This window comes from Flavobacterium sasangense DSM 21067, from assembly GCF_000686885.1.
Lineage (GTDB): Bacteria > Bacteroidota > Bacteroidia > Flavobacteriales > Flavobacteriaceae > Flavobacterium > Flavobacterium sasangense.
Map to the genome: position 1 here is coordinate 59,619 of NZ_JMLU01000001.1, position 15,950 is coordinate 75,568.

Genomic DNA, 15,950 nt, shown 5'->3' on the forward strand with positions numbered 1-15,950 from the left:
TTAATTCTTTGATTTACAGAATAAAAAACAATAAACTTATGCGTAAAAAACCAATTGACAATAGAGTTTGTAGAGTGGTGGTGCGTGAGAATCGCAATAATACGCCGCTTCATTTGAAATGGTGTTTTCTGATTCAAATGCAACTAAATTAGGCTTCCAATCAGCAACAAAAACTGCTTGTTCTAAATCTAATTGAAGGGTTTTAACCAATATATCATCGGTCTTTTTTTCAACTTTGATTAGCTTGTTAGAACAACAAGAATCGTGAGAATCTTCTTTTGCACAACATGATTTTACATCTTCAACACAAGGTTCGTCTTCTTGATATTGAAAAGAAACCGATGCAATTTCATCTTTACAATAATGTACAGCAAAACTCAACCCTAAATTGGCAAGCAATACTAAGGAAGCTAAAACTATACTTATGTGTTTTCTGAAATTCATCGGAACAAAAGTAGCAAATTGAATTTTAATTTGCGTTAATTTTAATCTAAATTTCAATGACTTGACCTAAAAATGGCACTTGAGCATCAAAACCATATTGCTCTTGAACTTTCAACCGAAGTTCATCAGCAGCCTCATTTTCACCGTGGACTAAGAATACTTTTTTAGGTTTCGTCTCCAATTCGGATAACCAATTCAGTAAATCTTTTTGGTCGCCATGTGCGGATAAACTTTCAATTAACAAAATATTCGCTTGCACAGGATAATAATTACCGTAAATTTTGATTTCTTGAGCGCCTTCTAATAATTTTCTGCCGCGTGTTCCTTCTGCTTGATAACCAACTAAAGTTACAGTGGTTTCAGGTTTATCGATTAATCGCTCTAAATAGGACAACACTCTTCCACCTGTAATCATCCCGCTTGCAGCGATGACAACTTTTGGTTTTTTATCAAAAACTGCATTCATGCTGTCTTTGTAATCGGAAATTAAGGTGAAAACTTTGCACATTTCATCGCAATCTTCAAAGGAAAGTTTGTGCCAAGTGCTATTGTCTTTAAAAACATCTAAAACACTAATTCCCATTGGTGTATCAATGACAAAAGGAATATCTGGAATGCGTTCTTCTTTTTTCAATTGCCAAATCAAATACATCATGGTTTGCACACGTTCCACTGCAAAACTTGGAATTACAACGGTTCCGCCTTTATTGAACGTATTGTTGATAATGGTTTCCAATTCAAGTAAAGCATCGGTTTGTGGATGAAGTCGATTTCCATATGTACTTTCTAAGAAAACATAATCTGCTTTTTTCGGTTTTTGAGGCGGAAACATTAGCAAGTCATCGTCTTGACCAATATCACCTGAAAACACCAAAACTTTTCCATCAATCGTTAATTTAATTGAGCAAGCGCCTAAAATATGACTTGCATAAAAGAATTTGAATGAAATATCATCATCTAATTTCACATCTAAATCTTTATCCACCACTCGAAACTTCGGAATTACAGCGTCGACTTCGGATACTGTATACAAAGGTTCGGCTGGATCGTGTTTTGAAAAATGTTCTTCATTGGCTTTTTTTGCTTCTTCCTCCTGAATTTTTGCACTATCATATAAAATCAATCGCGAAATTTCTTTCGTTGGTCGGGTACAGAAAATTTTTCCGTTAAAACCTTCGTTAACCAATTTTGGCAACCAACCACAATGATCCAAATGGCCATGCGTAAGAATTACAAAATCAATCGTTTCAGGTAAAATGGAAAGTGGCTCCCGATTTAATTCACGCAATGATTTTATGCCTTGAAACATGCCACAATCAATCAGAATTCGAAGATTATTGTGTTCGATTAACGTTTTTGAACCTGTTACGGTTCCAGCTCCGCCTAAAAAATGAATTTTCATGATTTTTGCTTTTAATTGTTTAATTGATTGGCTTCTTTAAGTACATTTTTAATCCGATTGTGACTTAACTCGATGGTTTTTAAATAATCGGGATGCAGCACCAAATCTTTGATGGTGATACAATCTAAAATAAGTAATTGATCTTTTTCTGCCTTAGTTAAAGTAGTCAAACAAGTTACGGGATATACTCTGTATTTATCTACCAATTCTTTGATGCCATTTTTTTGAGGATAATCCCAACTCAACATATTTAAACCTGAACATTCTCCAAATTGAATTGCATCAGTGGTAAACTTGTTATTGGTTACAATGATACATTTTGAAATATTTCGCTTAGCCGAAAACAAGTCGTATTTTCTATCTTTCACATCATTAAATCGAGACAAAATATACATTGGCACTTTTACATCACTTTTTGCATCTTGACCAGAGTGGAATTTGCATTCAATCATGGAAATCACATCGTTTTTGAGAAGCAAAATATCGATTTCATGTGATATACATTTTCCGTTTAATGTAACACTAACTTTCGTTTTAAAACCTTGTTCCTGCATTACTTTTGCAATGAACTTTTCAAAGAAAAATCCGGCCGGACCAAGTCCTAACAAAGCAGTTCTAAGATTGTATCGCGCCGCATGAACATTAGAAATATTTTTTAATAATTGATAAGCACGCTTGTAGATTTTTTTTGAAGAAATACCTTCATACATTTCGCTTTCAATTTCTTTAACGATAGTTTCCGCCATAGCTTGGTCGGCTCCCGATTTTCGAAGAGAATTGATCAGTTTTTGTTCATCATAATGAACCAACTCACCGGAATATTTAGTAACTTTCATTTCGCTATAAATAATACCTAAAGGTACGAAAATTTAGCGAGAAATTTGCTGATAATAAAAAGCTGGAATAAAAAGTACTAAAAACAAAGGTTGAATTAAAAATCTTCGGATATAGAATAAAATTAAATAATCAGGCTGTTCAAAAAAAGAAAGCAATCCAAAAAACAAAACTATTAATACCACAAAAAAGAAAGCATATAAAAGCATTGCGAATCGAACTAACGGTAATTGCTTGAATAATAGATAGATAATCCCCAAAGAAAGTAACATATTCAAAACATACCGAATTAATAGTCCGAAAAACAAAGAAATACCATCAAAATCAGGCAATGATTTGTTTTGGTAATCTAATTTAAAAAAAGCTAAAAAAGGATCGTAAAAGAGTTGACTTTCGAATGCTCGTATGAAGATTAACCCTAAAAGAGATAAAAGAAGTAAACCAATTCTGAACTTATGCTTATTTATTTTTTTTAACATAGCCCGAATATTTAGTTACCCAAAGAATCCATAAAACAAACACTACTCCATATATGAAAAGTGGAAATAAAGTTCCATGAAGAACTTCTTCGTATTCTGAAAAATAAAATAAAGACAGAGACAGAACAGCAATTCTAATAATGTTTAAAATATGAATTACAGAAATGCCTATTAGAATATACAAAGCGGTTTTTTTCCATTGCGATGAAAACGCAAAAACAAAAGAAGCGAATAAAATCATTACACTTATCGCATTACAACCTTCTATAATTCGCGCTACATATTTGGTTTTGTAGATCATTTTTATTGAAGGCTCATTTTCATTTTTCACTACATTAACGTCATTCTCAAACCACAACATGAATTGTTGAGTCTGATAAGCTACTGACTTTGTGATGCCATCTACTTCGTTTTTTTGCAAATCAAATTGACTTAAATACAACTTGTAAACAAAAATAAAAACGACATAAAACAAAACAAACTTTAGTAAAAAAGTAAAAAAATGCTTGTACTGATTAAAAATATTTTTCAAACCATCTATTTTTAACAAAAATATAGATTTTTTAATACGAAGGAATAAATACTTTTGCAAAAAAAATACAACTATGACATTTGAAGAATTAAAACCAATTGTTTCGAGCATTATTGAAAAAGAAAATGCTACTCGCGATGAAAAACTAAAAGAAATTTGCCAATTATTAAGTGAGAACGTAAGTTATTATGATTGGGTAGGATTTTATTTTGCTAATCACGAAGCTAGAACTTTACATTTAGGTCCGTATGTTGGAGCTGAAACTGACCATACTGTAATTCCATTTGGAAAAGGAATTTGCGGACAAGTAGCAGAATCAAATGCTAATTTTGTAGTTCCTGATGTGAAAGCGCAAGATAATTACATTGCTTGTAGTTTTACTGTGAAATCAGAGATTGTAGTTCCATTATTCGTTAACGGAATTAATATTGGACAAATTGATATCGATTCTCACGTTATAGACCCTTTCACAGAAGCTGACGAACGCTTTTTAGAGTTTGTAAATGAACAAGTTGCAAAATTATTTTAAGTAACAAATAATCTTTAACTCTTTTTTATACATTTGTCGTGATTATAACTAACACGACTCTTGCTATTTATGGAATTTAATGTCCCAAGTTTAGAACTTCCTTTTTTTGCTAATTTATTGCTATTATTAGTTTTAGCACGTTTTTTTGGCGAAATTATGGAGCGTTTTAAACAACCTGCTATGATTGGAGAAATTTTAGCCGGTGTTCTTTTAGGACCAACCATTTTAAATTTCATTCATCGTACTGAGGAATTAAAAGTAATTTCTGAGTTGGGAGTTTTCTTATTGGTTATCATTGCAGGTTTAGAAATTAATTTGGATGAAATTGTGAAATCCATGAAAGGTCGAAATATTGTGATTTCACTTTTGGCCTTTTTTGTTCCAATTGTTTCAGGTTTTTTTGTGGGAAGATATTTTGAATTAGATGTAATGTCAACCATATTCATAGGATTATGTGTTGCCATTACCGCTTTACCCGTTAGTATTCGGATTTTGATGGATTTAGGTAAACTAAATTCTCCTGTAGGACAAAAAATTATTTCGGTAGCCATTTTTGATGATGTAATTGCACTAACCATTTTAGGTATATTATTAGACATTAAAGATGTTGAGCAAACATTTGCTAACATAACTCATGCAACTTTATTAACACTATTAAAATTAAGTTGTTTCTTAATTTTGGTAATTGCCACCTATCGTGTTATCCGAAATGTATCAAGAGAAGAAAATTTAATAGAAAACAAACTAAACAAGATACTTTCACTATTAAAAGGAAAAGAATCGCTTTTTGCAGTATTCTTTGTGTTTATTCTAATCTTTGCTACTATTACTGAAAGTATTGGATTGCATTTTATAATTGGAGCCTTTTTTGCTTCGATGCTTATTTCAAAAGAATTAGTTGGCGAAAAACATCTAAACACGTTTCACAACACAACTAATAGCATGGCAATGGGATTTTTAGCTCCTATCTTTTTTGCTGGAATTGGATTAGAATTTCAATTTTCATCCATTCAAAATTATCCGTTGTTATTTGCCATCATTGCCGTTTCATTCTTTTCAAAAATAATAGGTGGATATGTTGGTGGTCGTTTTGCGCGATTAGATCATAAAATTTCGCTTGCATTAGGTTTTGGATTAAATGCCAGAGGAATTATGGAGTTAGTAATTGCAAACATTGCTTACAAGGCTGGAATTATCAATACCGAAATCTTTTCGATGTTAGTAATTATGGGACTTATTACCACATTGGCTACTCCATTTTTATTAAAAAGGGCGTTCAAATCGATTGATAAAATTGCTTAAGTTTTGAATTTGAAAAAATAATTCCTGATTTATAATTCATAATTCACAATTATTTCTATCTTTGCACCCGAATTGCAACCATACAATTCATACATAAAAATCATTTAAAATAATATTGGCATGTACTTGACAAAAGAAACTAAAGCTGAAATTTTCGCTAAACACGGAGGAAAAGCTGAAAACACTGGATCTGCTGAAGGGCAAATCGCATTATTTACATTTAGAATTTCTCACTTAACTGAGCACTTGAAAAAAAATCGTCATGATTATAACACTGAGCGTTCGTTAGTACTTTTAGTAGGTAAAAGAAGAAGTCTTCTTGACTACTTAAAAAAGAAAGATATCAACAGATATCGTGAGATTATTAAAGAATTAGGTATTAGAAAATAATCAACTAAAGGGGCTTCGTGCCCCTTTTTGTTTTATTTATATTGACAGAAAAAGTTTGGTTTTTCATTGGGTTACAAACAACTACACACACAACAACAACACAACTGACCCTTTGTTTAATTTAGAATTAAAAATTTATGATTCCAAAAGTATTCCAAGAAGTTATCGATTTAGGTGACGGAAGAAGCATCACAATCGAAACTGGAAAATTAGCCAAACAAGCAGATGGATCTGTTGTTGTTCGTATGGGCGATGCCATGTTATTAGCAACAGCAGTATCTGCAAGAACATCAAATCCTGGTGTTGATTTTTTACCTTTAACGGTTGATTATCGTGAAAAATTTGCAGCAGCAGGTCGTTTTCCTGGTGGTTTCTTCAAAAGAGAAGCGCGTCCAAGTGACAGCGAAGTATTAACAATGAGATTAGTTGACCGTGTATTACGTCCACTTTTCCCAGACGATTACCATGCTGAAACACAAGTTATGATTCAATTAATGAGTCACGACGAAAATGTTATGCCAGATGCATTAGCTGGATTAGCTGCTTCAGCTGCATTAGCAGTTTCAGACATTCCTTTTTACAACTTAATTTCTGAAGTTCGTGTAGCACGTATCGACGGAAAATTCGTTATCAACCCAAGTAGAGAAGAATTAGAGCAATCAGACATCGACATGATGATTGGAGCTTCTATGGATTCTGTTGCTATGGTAGAAGGAGAAATGAAAGAAATTTCAGAAGCAGAAATGGTAGAAGCTATCAAATTTGCTCACGAAGCTATCAAAATTCAAATTCAAGCACAAGAGCGTTTAAGAGCTGCTATTGGCTCTCCAGCTTATAGAGAATATGAAGGCGAAAAAGAAGATGAAGCTATTTATGCAAAAGTAAAAGCAGCTGCATACGACAAATGTTATGCAATTGCTCAAGAAGCTTCAGGAAAAAGCGAAAGAGGTGAAAAATTTGCTGCTGTAAAAGAAGAAGTTAAAGCTTTATTTACAGAAGAAGAATTAGCTGAAAATGGAGATTTAGTAGGAAAATATTTCTACAAAACTAATAAAGAAGCGGTTCGTAATGCAATCTTAGAAAAAGGGTTACGTTTAGACGGAAGAAAAACAACTGAAATTAGACCAATTTGGTGTGAAACAGATTATTTACCTTCTGTTCACGGTTCGTCTTTATTTACACGTGGAGAAACACAAGCTTTAGCAACTGTTACTTTAGGAACTTCAAGAGAAGCTAACCAAATAGATTCTCCATCGGAACAAGGTGAAGAAAAATTCTATTTACATTATAACTTCCCTCCATTCTCAACAGGTGAAGCAAAACCTTTAAGAGGAACTTCAAGAAGAGAAGTTGGTCACGGAAACTTAGCTCAAAGAGCTTTAAAAAATATGATTCCTGCTGATTGTCCTTATACAATTCGTATTGTTTCTGAAGTTTTAGAATCTAACGGTTCTTCTTCAATGGCAACGGTTTGTGCTGGTACAATGGCATTAATGGATGCTGGAATTCAAATGGTAAAACCAGTTTCTGGTATTGCTATGGGATTAATTACTGACGGTGAAAAATTTGCTGTATTGTCTGACATTTTAGGAGATGAAGATCACTTAGGAGATATGGACTTTAAAGTAACTGGAACTGCTGACGGTATTACAGCATGTCAAATGGACATCAAAATTGATGGTTTACGTTATGACATCATGGAACAAGCTTTAGGTCAAGCGCGCGATGGTCGTATGCATATTTTAGGAAAAATCACTGAAACTATTGCAACTCCAAGAGCTGAAGTAAAACCAAAAGCACCAAAAATTATTACAAGAACAATCCCTGGAGCTTTCATTGGAGCCTTAATTGGTCCTGGTGGAAAAGTAATTCAAGAATTACAAAAAGCTACTGGAACTACTATCGTAATCAACGAAGTGGATGAGCAAGGTGTAGTTGAAATTTTAGGAACAAGTCCAGAAGGAATTGCAACTGTTTTAGCTAAAATTGACTCAATCATTTTCAAACCTGTTGTAGGAGAAGCTTACGAAGTAAAAGTAATTAAAATGTTAGATTTTGGAGCTGTTGTAGAATATACACAAGCACCAGGAAACGAAGTTTTATTACACGTATCGGAGTTGGCTTGGGAAAGAACAGAAAATGTTACTGATGTAGTAAATATGGGAGATGTGTTTATGGTAAAATACTTAGGTATTGACCCTAAAACACGTAAAGAAAAAGTGTCAAGAAAAGCACTTTTACCAAGACCTCCAAGAGAAGAAAAACCTATCGAGAAGAAAGATAAACCTCAAGGTTAATATACTTATATTAATTCATAAAAAGCCCTGATTCATTTAATTGAATCGGGGCTTTTTGATTTTATTTTAATAACATATTTATGTGTAAGAATAATTTTAACATTTTTGCGTTAAAAATTTAACTAAATTGCCATAAATTAAAATAAACATGAATATGCAAAAGTATTATTCCCTAATTTTCACTTTTTTCCTGCTCTTAAACACCTCTCTTTATTCTCAGGATAAAATAGAAGAATTTTTCGATAATGCAGTTGGAAAAGACAACTTATCATTAAGCAATGGTAAATTATTCACAAATGATTATAAAACAACAGAAATTAATCAATTTTTTTTTCCAACATATTCAATTGAAAATATTACTTATAAAAATCAAGATTATTCAAATATTACCTTGAAATATGATTTATATAGGGATATAGTAATTTATAGACCTTATGGGAATTCAGAAAATTTTGGAATTGAATTGATTCAAGAAAACGTAAATTCATTTACAATAAACAACAGTAAATTCGTTAAACTAAGTGGAATTTATAAAGGCTATTATGAAGAAAAAATAAGCGGCAATAAAATAAGTTTATACATAAAACATAAAAAAGAAATAAGAGATTTAGTAAAAAATAAATTAGTTTACTACAATTTCATTTTAAAAAACGAATATGTAATTCAATATAAAAACGAATTTTTCACAATTAAAAATAAAAAAGATTTAGTTGATATTTTTAAAGAAAATAAAAACGAAATAGCAGATTTTTTTAAGAGAAATTCAAATCTATTCAATGAAAATAGAACTTTGTTTTTTGAAAACTTAGTAAAGCAATTAGAAAATAATATTAAATAATTCAATAGTAAATATGAAAAAGAGACTATCCTTTATATTATTTTTCGTTTGCCTATTTGTTTTTTCACAAGATAAAAAGATTACTATTGAGTTCAAAGATGCTACTATAGAAGAATGTATTAATCAAATTGAAAAAAATTCTGAATATCAATTTTATTTCAAAAAAGAATGGTTAAATAAATCTCAATTGATAAATTTAAATTTCAACAATGCTTCTATAAATGAAATTTTAACAGCAATTTTTAATGAATCAAAGATAAATTTCTATCTGACAGATTCTAAAATAATATTAACCCTAAATAATTTAATTTACGATAAAGTTTCAAGTTCATTTTTAGAAAGTGAATCAAATAAAAATGAGAAAGAGTCAGCCCCAGTTTTAATATCTGATGAAGAAAATTATAGAAATTCTGACAATGAAAATATTTCGCTATATACAATAGGAAAAGAATCAAAAGAAAATCAAAGAGGAATATTTGAAATTAAAGGTAAAATTTTAAATAATAAAACGGGGGAACCAATATCAAATGCCGTCATAAAAATAAAAGGTAAATCCAACTTATTTGTTTCTGATGAAAAAGGAGCTTACAGAATTCAACTTCAATATGGAAAACATATTATTGAAGTTGAATCATTTGGATATAAAAAACTAACAATTCAAATTTTAGTTTATGATAGCGGAACTTTTGATTTCAATGTATCTGAATCAGTTACTGAATTGAACGAAGTTGTTGTAGAAGCAAAAAGTGATAAGATCATAAAAAACACAACGTCTGGTGTTACCTCTTTTAATATGGAAGAGATGAAAAATGTACCAATGGTTTTAGGTGAAAGGGACATACTAAAAATTGCTACAACTTTACCTGGAATTAAAAATACAGGTGAAGGTTCATCTGGAGTAAATGTTAGAGGTGGAAAAGAAGATCAAAATTTATTTTTACTTGATTATGCCACAATATACAACCCAAATCACTTTTTTGGTTTTTTCTCTTCTATTAATCCTTACATTATAAATGAAGCAGACATATACAAAGGAAGCATTCCAGCAGAGTTTGGAGGAAGAATCGCTTCTGTTTTTAATATCACATCAAAAAACGGTAATTCTGAAAAGATATCAGGAGAAGGCGGCTTAGGACCTGTTACTAGCAATTTAACATTAAACCTTCCAATTATTAAAGAAAAATCTAGTTTACAAGTTGCAGCAAGGGGAACATATTCTGATTGGATATTAAAATCGGTCGACAACGAAGAAATTAAAAAAAGTAAAGCTTCATTCTATGATTTGTTCTTGAAATATAGCCATAAAATATCTGAAAAAACAAGCTTTGATGTTTTCACTTACTACAGTAAAGACAAATTTAAATTAACTCTAGATTCCACTTACTCATACAGCAACAGAATATTAGGTATTAAAGCAAGGCATTACTTCAAAGAAGATCATAGTGCACAAATTGGCATTACTAATTCCGAATATAAATTTGATATTGGATATGATGGCAATAATCAAAATTCTTTTGATTTCAACTTCAAAGTAAATGAAACAAAATTATTTTATAAGGGATCTTTAAATTTTAGAAAAAAACACAAAATATCTTATGGTTTAAACTCTGTTTTGTATAATATTAATCCAGGGACATTCTCCCCTACGGATACAAATACAATTTTAGAATATAAATCAGTTGATAAAGAAAAAGGATTAGAAAGTGCGCTTTTTGCCTCTGACATTTTTAATATCACTCCCAAGCTTACTTTAAACCTTGGGCTTAGATATTCAAATTTCCTAGCTTTAGGAAGCGGAAAACAAAGAGTTTATCAAAATAATTCACCAACAACTAACGAGTATCTTATAGAAGAAGTATCCTATGGCAACAACCAAGTAATGAAAGCTTACAATGGTTTGGAGTATAGAATAGCATTAAGACAAATGATTACTGAAACATTTTCTACGAAATTAAGTTATGACACAAACTATCAATATATACATAAACTATCTACAAACACGACACAATCTCCAACAGATACTTGGAAAATTTCCGACCTAAATATTAAACCAACCTATGGACAGCAGATCTCATTAGGTTTATTTAAAAATTTTAAAAATATTCCTTATGAAATAAGTTTAGAAAGTTATTACAAAAAATCTTCAAATTTTATGGATTTTAAAACAGGAGCGCAATTAATCCTTAACGATCACATAGAAACTGAAGTTTTACAAGGAGAAGGTAAAGCCTACGGAATTGAACTATTAGTAAAGAAAACAAGTGGTAGATTAAATGGATGGGCAGGATATACTTATTCGAGAACACTAGTTAAATTAGATAGTCCTTTTGATGGAGAAACTGTAAACAATGGAAAATATTTTCCAGCGAATTTCGACAAACCACATGATTTTAATTTAATTTTAAATTATAAATTTACTAAACGATATAGCGCATCTACAAATTTTGTTTATCAAACTGGAAGACCGATTACATATCCAGTTGGCAGCTATGATTATGGCGGATCACAATATACACTTTATAGTAATAGAAATGAATTCAGGATACCGGATTATTATAGATTAGACATTGGATTTAATATTGAAGGGAACCATAAAATTAAAAAACTAGCACACAGTTTTTGGAATATTTCTATATACAATGTATTAGGAAGAAACAACCCTTATTCTATTTATTTTGTTACAGAAGACGGAAAAATAAAAGGATATAAAACATCTATTTTTTCGATACCAGTACCAACAATTTCATATAATTTTAAATTTTAAGTATGAAAAAAAACATCTTAATTAAATCGCTATTACTATTATTTATAGTTTGCAATTTAAGTTGTACTGAGCCTTATGTATTACAATCAGACGTTTATCAAAACTTATTAGTTGTTGAGGCTACTTTAACTAATGAATTAAAGCATCATGAAGTAAAATTAACAAGAACATCAAGGTTGAATGAAAGTCAGCCAGAAATTGAGACAGGTGCGTTTGTTAGAATAATTGGCGATGATGGTTCTAGTTACGCCTTTGAAGAAATTGACAATCTTTATAAATCTGAAAATGAATTTCAGGCACAACCTGGCATTTTATACAAACTTGTAATTGAAACTTCAACTGGTAAAACATATTCCTCTAATCTTGAAAAATTACCTACCAGCTCACCTATAGAAAGTGTAATTCCATTTGTAGAGAACAACAATGATGGAATAAGAGGAGTTGCAATAAAAGTGAATAGTTATGACCCAACAGCCACTTCAAATTTTTATCGTTACACATACGAAGAAACGTATAAAGTTATTGCTCCTAAATGGTCATCTGAAAAACTAACATTTACAAGTAACAATGAAGTAGTTATTTCTTTGAGAGACGATCCGAATACTCAAGTATGTTATAAAACAGAAAAGTCAAATGAAATTATTTTGACTTCAACCAACAATCTAGCGGAAGATAGAGTAACAAATTTCCCTATCTTGTTCATTCCACAACAAACAACAAAAATAACACATCGATACAGTATTAATGTTACTCAACATATTGAAAATTACGATTCATATGTCTTTTACAATACCCTTAAAAACTTTTCAAGTTCTGGAAATGTGCTTTCACAAGTTCAACCAGGTGAAGTTGTTGGAAATATTAAATGTGAAACTAATCCGAGTGAAACAGTAGTTGGCATTTTTAATATTGCATCAGTATCAAGTAAAAGACTCTTTTTTAATTATGAGGATATTTTTCCAGGAGAACCTCTTCCAGAATATTATGGAAGTTGCGACGTTCAAGTATATGACAGCAGATGTCTTTCTTTGAATGATCCATGCACACCATATGGCTATTTTAATTTGAAATATGGATACGAAAATGGACAACTAGTATATTATAGGAGTGATGGACGTTTTTTTGAAATGGTTGATCCTTTTTGTGGTGATTGTACAGTTTTAGGTTCTAACGTAATACCTCCATTTTGGCAATGAGAAAATATATAATTTTAAATTTTAATTATGAAAAAAAACATCTTAATTAAATCGCTATTACTATTATTTATAGTTTGCAATTTAAGTTGTACTGAGCCTTATGTATTACAATCTGACGTTTATCAAAACTCATTGGTTGTTGAGGCTACTTTAACTAATGAATTAAAGCATCATGAAGTAAAATTAACAAGAACGTCAAGGTTGAATGAAAGTCAGCCAGAAATTGAGACAGGTGCATTTGTTAGAATAATTGGCGATGATGGTTCTAGTTATAACTTTGAAGAAATTGACAATCTTTATAAATCTGAAAATGAATTTCAGGCACAACCTGGCATTTTATACAAACTTGTAATTGAAACTTCAACTGGTAAAACATATTCCTCTAATCTTGAAAAACTACCTAGCAGTTCAACTTTAGAGAGCGTTGTTCCATTCGTAGAAAATAACAACGATGGAATAAGAGGAGTTGCAATAAAAGTGAACAGTTACGACCCAACAGCCACTTCAAATTTTTATCGTTACACCTATGAGGAAACGTTTAAAATCGTTGTACCTAAATGGTCGAATGAAAAACTAACATTTACAAGTAACAATGACATCATTATTTCTTTGAGAGACGACCCCAATACTCAAGTATGTTATAGAACAGAAAAATCAAATGAAATTCTTCTGACTTCAACCAATAACCAAACGGAAGATAGAGTAACTAATTTCCCTATCCTGTTCATCCCACAACAAACAACAAAAATCACACATCGATATAGTATTAATGTAACTCAATATGTTGAAAATTACAATTCATATGTTTTTTACAATACACTTAGAAATTTTTCAAGCTCAGGAAATGTTCTTTCTCAAATTCAACCGGGTGAAGTTGTTGGAAATATCAAATGTGAAACAAATCCGAGTGAAACAGTAGTTGGTATTTTTAATGTTGCATCGGTATCAACTAAAAGACTCTTTTTTAATTATGTTGATCTTTTTCCAGGAGAACCTCTTCCGGAATATTATGGGCGTTGTGACAGTCAAGTATATGACAAAAGTTGTCTTTCTCGAATTTCTCCATGTGCAGCATATGGCTATTTTAATTTGAAATATGCCTATGAAGCTGGTCAAATAGTATATTTTAGAAGTGAAGGGGATCTTTTTGAAATGGTAGATACTTTTTGTGGTGATTGTAGAGTTTTAGGTTCTAACGTAATACCTCCATTTTGGCAATGAGAAAATATATAATTTTATTAGCTTTTACATTTGGATGGTTATCCAAATGTATCGCTCAGAATAACAATTTTGAAAGCGAAACTATTTTTATACATACAAATGAATCAACATTTATAACAGGCGAAACCTTATTGTATAAAATATATTGCTTGAATGCTAATTCTAAAGAATTAAGTAACATAAGTAAAATTGCTTATGTAGAAATTATCGACAATAACGGTACTTGTATAAACCGAAATAAAATAACATTAAGCAATGGCGTTGGAGCCAATGAAATTTTTATCAATACCACATACAATTCAGGTAACTACAAACTAATTGCTTATACCAATTGGATGCAAAATAACTCAAAATCAAAATATTTTGAAAGGGAAATTTTAATTATAAATCCATTTTTATCCTACAAAAACAAAGAAAAAAGCACAAACGAAACAATTACCGAGACCTTGAAAAAGGATACTCAATTTAAAAATCAAGAGGTACTAATTAAATTTCCAAAGAATACTTATTCAAAAAGAGAGAAAGTTGAATTAGATATTACCACTTTATCCGAAAAATATAAGGGTGGGAATTTTTCAGTCTCAGTAAGAAAAACAGACAATCTAGCATTTAATAAAGCAATAAACAGTATAGATTTTATTAAAAATAATTCAGAAAGCTTTATCAATTCGTCAACTATAAAATATTTACCCGAGTTAAGAGGTGAATTGCTATCTGGAAAAATCTCCACTAACGATTCAAATAAAACAACCGATGAAAAACATATTGCTTTATCTATCATTGGAGATCCTTTCGAATTTAAAATTGCTAAAACAAATAGTAAAGGAGAATTTAATTTCATTTTAGATCAAGATTTAAAAAAATCAGATATTATTCTTCAAGTTTTCGAAAATGAAATAAATGATTTTCAGATTACCTTAAATGCTTCGACAAAAACACAAATAAATAACCCGATTTCTAAAAATAATTTAACAATTACAAAAGACCAAATTAAAGATATAGAAGCTCGATTGGTTGCTTGTCAAATTGTAAATACATATGCTACAAAAACAAATTTAGAGCAAAAAAATCAAAGCTCCAGCCCTTTTTACGGCTCTAATGCAGAGGAATTTATATTAGATAATTACAAACGTTTTCCAACATTTAAAGAAATTATAACAGAAATTATTCCATCCGTTTATTTTAAAGAAAATAAAGGCAATTATGAATTATACATTAGTGATTATACCGTTTCTGCTGGTTCTTTTGGAAGTGCATTAGTATTAGTTGACGGACTATTATTACAAGATGTAAATGAACTTTTTACTTACAATACTAATAATATTTATAAAATAGATGTTGTAAAAAAAGCTTATTCTTATGGTTCAAAAATTTTCAGCGGCATAATTTCAATAACAACATTCAATAGAGAGTACAATCCAAAATCAAAGAATATTTTACCGCTACAAATTGAAAGATGTATTGCTGAAAAACCTTATCTAAACATTAACTATGATTTAGAAAAAGATTATTCTCGATTCCCTGATTACAGATATCAACTGGCTTGGGAAACAAATTTTCTTCTATCAAAAGAGAAAAATCCATTTCATTTTTTCACATCTGATATTGAAGGAACATTCGAAATAAGTTTAGAAGGATTTTCGCCAAATGGTGAGCCTATTTCTATAAAAGAATATTTCGAAGTAAAGTAAAACTCTTGATTTTAAGAAATTTAAAAAATTA

At 30.5% G+C, this 15,950-nt stretch carries 14 protein-coding genes; 9 read left to right on the plus strand and 5 right to left on the minus strand.

Annotation, left to right across the window (positions count from 1 at the left end):
* Positions 1–36: 36 nt before the first annotated feature.
* The 5 genes from BP92_RS0100290 to xrtF are packed head-to-tail and all read right to left on the minus strand — an operon-like array spanning position 37 to position 3,691.
* On the minus strand, positions 37–501 hold the full coding sequence (locus tag BP92_RS0100290; protein ID WP_051604331.1) for an HYC_CC_PP family protein: 465 nt from the start codon (positions 499–501) through the stop codon (positions 37–39).
* A complete protein-coding gene (locus BP92_RS0100295; protein ID WP_026724199.1) occupies positions 491–1,846 on the minus strand; it encodes an MBL fold metallo-hydrolase in 1,356 nt (451 codons plus the stop codon). The genes BP92_RS0100290 and BP92_RS0100295 overlap by 11 nt, the downstream gene beginning before the upstream one ends.
* A gap of 11 nt (positions 1,847–1,857) precedes the next feature.
* The gene (locus BP92_RS0100300) at positions 1,858–2,682 is read right to left on the minus strand and encodes a restriction endonuclease (RefSeq protein ID WP_026724200.1); all 825 of its coding nucleotides are present in this window, start codon (positions 2,680–2,682) and stop codon (positions 1,858–1,860) included.
* A gap of 33 nt (positions 2,683–2,715) precedes the next feature.
* On the minus strand, positions 2,716–3,159 hold the full coding sequence (locus tag BP92_RS0100305; RefSeq protein ID WP_026724201.1) for an exosortase F system-associated membrane protein: 444 nt from the start codon (positions 3,157–3,159) through the stop codon (positions 2,716–2,718).
* Complete coding sequence (xrtF, locus tag BP92_RS0100310) at positions 3,140–3,691, minus strand: exosortase family protein XrtF (protein WP_035692620.1); 552 nt, start codon at positions 3,689–3,691, stop codon at positions 3,140–3,142. Before xrtF ends, BP92_RS0100305 begins: the two co-directional genes overlap by 20 nt.
* A 73-nt stretch (positions 3,692–3,764) precedes the next feature.
* On the opposite strand from xrtF, the gene BP92_RS0100315 reads away from it, so the two are divergent.
* The 9 genes from BP92_RS0100315 (at position 3,765) to BP92_RS0100355 (ending at position 15,919) form a co-directional block, all read left to right on the plus strand.
* Positions 3,765–4,220: a GAF domain-containing protein gene (locus BP92_RS0100315; RefSeq protein ID WP_026724203.1), complete on the plus strand. Its 456-nt coding sequence runs from the start codon at positions 3,765–3,767 to the stop codon at positions 4,218–4,220.
* Between the two features lie 69 nt (positions 4,221–4,289).
* Positions 4,290–5,522 (plus strand): cation:proton antiporter, encoded by a 1,233-nt coding sequence (locus tag BP92_RS0100320; RefSeq protein ID WP_026724204.1) that lies wholly within the window; start codon positions 4,290–4,292, stop codon positions 5,520–5,522.
* 120 nt (positions 5,523–5,642) lie between these two features.
* Positions 5,643–5,912, plus strand: coding sequence for a 30S ribosomal protein S15 (rpsO, locus tag BP92_RS0100325; RefSeq protein ID WP_026724205.1), 270 nt, complete (start codon positions 5,643–5,645; stop codon positions 5,910–5,912).
* 137 nt (positions 5,913–6,049) lie between these two features.
* Positions 6,050–8,209: a polyribonucleotide nucleotidyltransferase gene (locus BP92_RS0100330; RefSeq protein WP_026724206.1), complete on the plus strand. Its 2,160-nt coding sequence runs from the start codon at positions 6,050–6,052 to the stop codon at positions 8,207–8,209.
* Between the two features lie 154 nt (positions 8,210–8,363).
* Positions 8,364–9,047, plus strand: a complete 684-nt coding sequence (locus BP92_RS16590; protein ID WP_150111839.1) for a hypothetical protein — start codon at positions 8,364–8,366, stop codon at positions 9,045–9,047.
* 13 nt (positions 9,048–9,060) lie between these two features.
* The gene (locus BP92_RS0100340) at positions 9,061–11,811 is read left to right on the plus strand and encodes a TonB-dependent receptor (RefSeq protein ID WP_026724207.1); all 2,751 of its coding nucleotides are present in this window, start codon (positions 9,061–9,063) and stop codon (positions 11,809–11,811) included.
* 2 nt (positions 11,812–11,813) lie between these two features.
* The gene (locus tag BP92_RS0100345; protein ID WP_026724208.1) at positions 11,814–13,007 is read left to right on the plus strand and encodes a DUF4249 domain-containing protein; all 1,194 of its coding nucleotides are present in this window, start codon (positions 11,814–11,816) and stop codon (positions 13,005–13,007) included.
* Between the two features lie 27 nt (positions 13,008–13,034).
* Positions 13,035–14,228, plus strand: coding sequence for a DUF4249 family protein (locus tag BP92_RS0100350; RefSeq protein ID WP_026724209.1), 1,194 nt, complete (start codon positions 13,035–13,037; stop codon positions 14,226–14,228).
* The gene (locus BP92_RS0100355) at positions 14,225–15,919 is read left to right on the plus strand and encodes a hypothetical protein (protein WP_026724210.1); all 1,695 of its coding nucleotides are present in this window, start codon (positions 14,225–14,227) and stop codon (positions 15,917–15,919) included. The genes BP92_RS0100350 and BP92_RS0100355 overlap by 4 nt, the downstream gene beginning before the upstream one ends.
* Positions 15,920–15,950: the final 31 nt, after the last annotated feature.

What these genes read in the sequence shown, in the direction of transcription:
- BP92_RS0100295 (WP_026724199.1), bottom strand. Translation starts at nt 1,846, where the DNA reads ATGAAAATTCATTTTTTAGGCGGAGCTGGAACCGTAACAGGTTCAAAA.
- BP92_RS0100300 (WP_026724200.1), bottom strand. Translation starts at nt 2,682, where the DNA reads ATGAAAGTTACTAAATATTCCGGTGAGTTGGTTCATTATGATGAACAA.
- BP92_RS0100305 (WP_026724201.1), bottom strand. Translation starts at nt 3,159, where the DNA reads ATGTTAAAAAAAATAAATAAGCATAAGTTCAGAATTGGTTTACTTCTT.
- BP92_RS0100315 (WP_026724203.1), top strand. Translation starts at nt 3,765, where the DNA reads ATGACATTTGAAGAATTAAAACCAATTGTTTCGAGCATTATTGAAAAA.
- BP92_RS0100320 (WP_026724204.1), top strand. Translation starts at nt 4,290, where the DNA reads ATGGAATTTAATGTCCCAAGTTTAGAACTTCCTTTTTTTGCTAATTTA.
- rpsO (WP_026724205.1), top strand. Translation starts at nt 5,643, where the DNA reads ATGTACTTGACAAAAGAAACTAAAGCTGAAATTTTCGCTAAACACGGA.
- BP92_RS0100330 (WP_026724206.1), top strand. Translation starts at nt 6,050, where the DNA reads ATGATTCCAAAAGTATTCCAAGAAGTTATCGATTTAGGTGACGGAAGA.
- BP92_RS16590 (WP_150111839.1), top strand. Translation starts at nt 8,364, where the DNA reads ATGCAAAAGTATTATTCCCTAATTTTCACTTTTTTCCTGCTCTTAAAC.
- BP92_RS0100340 (WP_026724207.1), top strand. Translation starts at nt 9,061, where the DNA reads ATGAAAAAGAGACTATCCTTTATATTATTTTTCGTTTGCCTATTTGTT.
- BP92_RS0100345 (WP_026724208.1), top strand. Translation starts at nt 11,814, where the DNA reads ATGAAAAAAAACATCTTAATTAAATCGCTATTACTATTATTTATAGTT.
- BP92_RS0100350 (WP_026724209.1), top strand. Translation starts at nt 13,035, where the DNA reads ATGAAAAAAAACATCTTAATTAAATCGCTATTACTATTATTTATAGTT.
- BP92_RS0100355 (WP_026724210.1), top strand. Translation starts at nt 14,225, where the DNA reads ATGAGAAAATATATAATTTTATTAGCTTTTACATTTGGATGGTTATCC.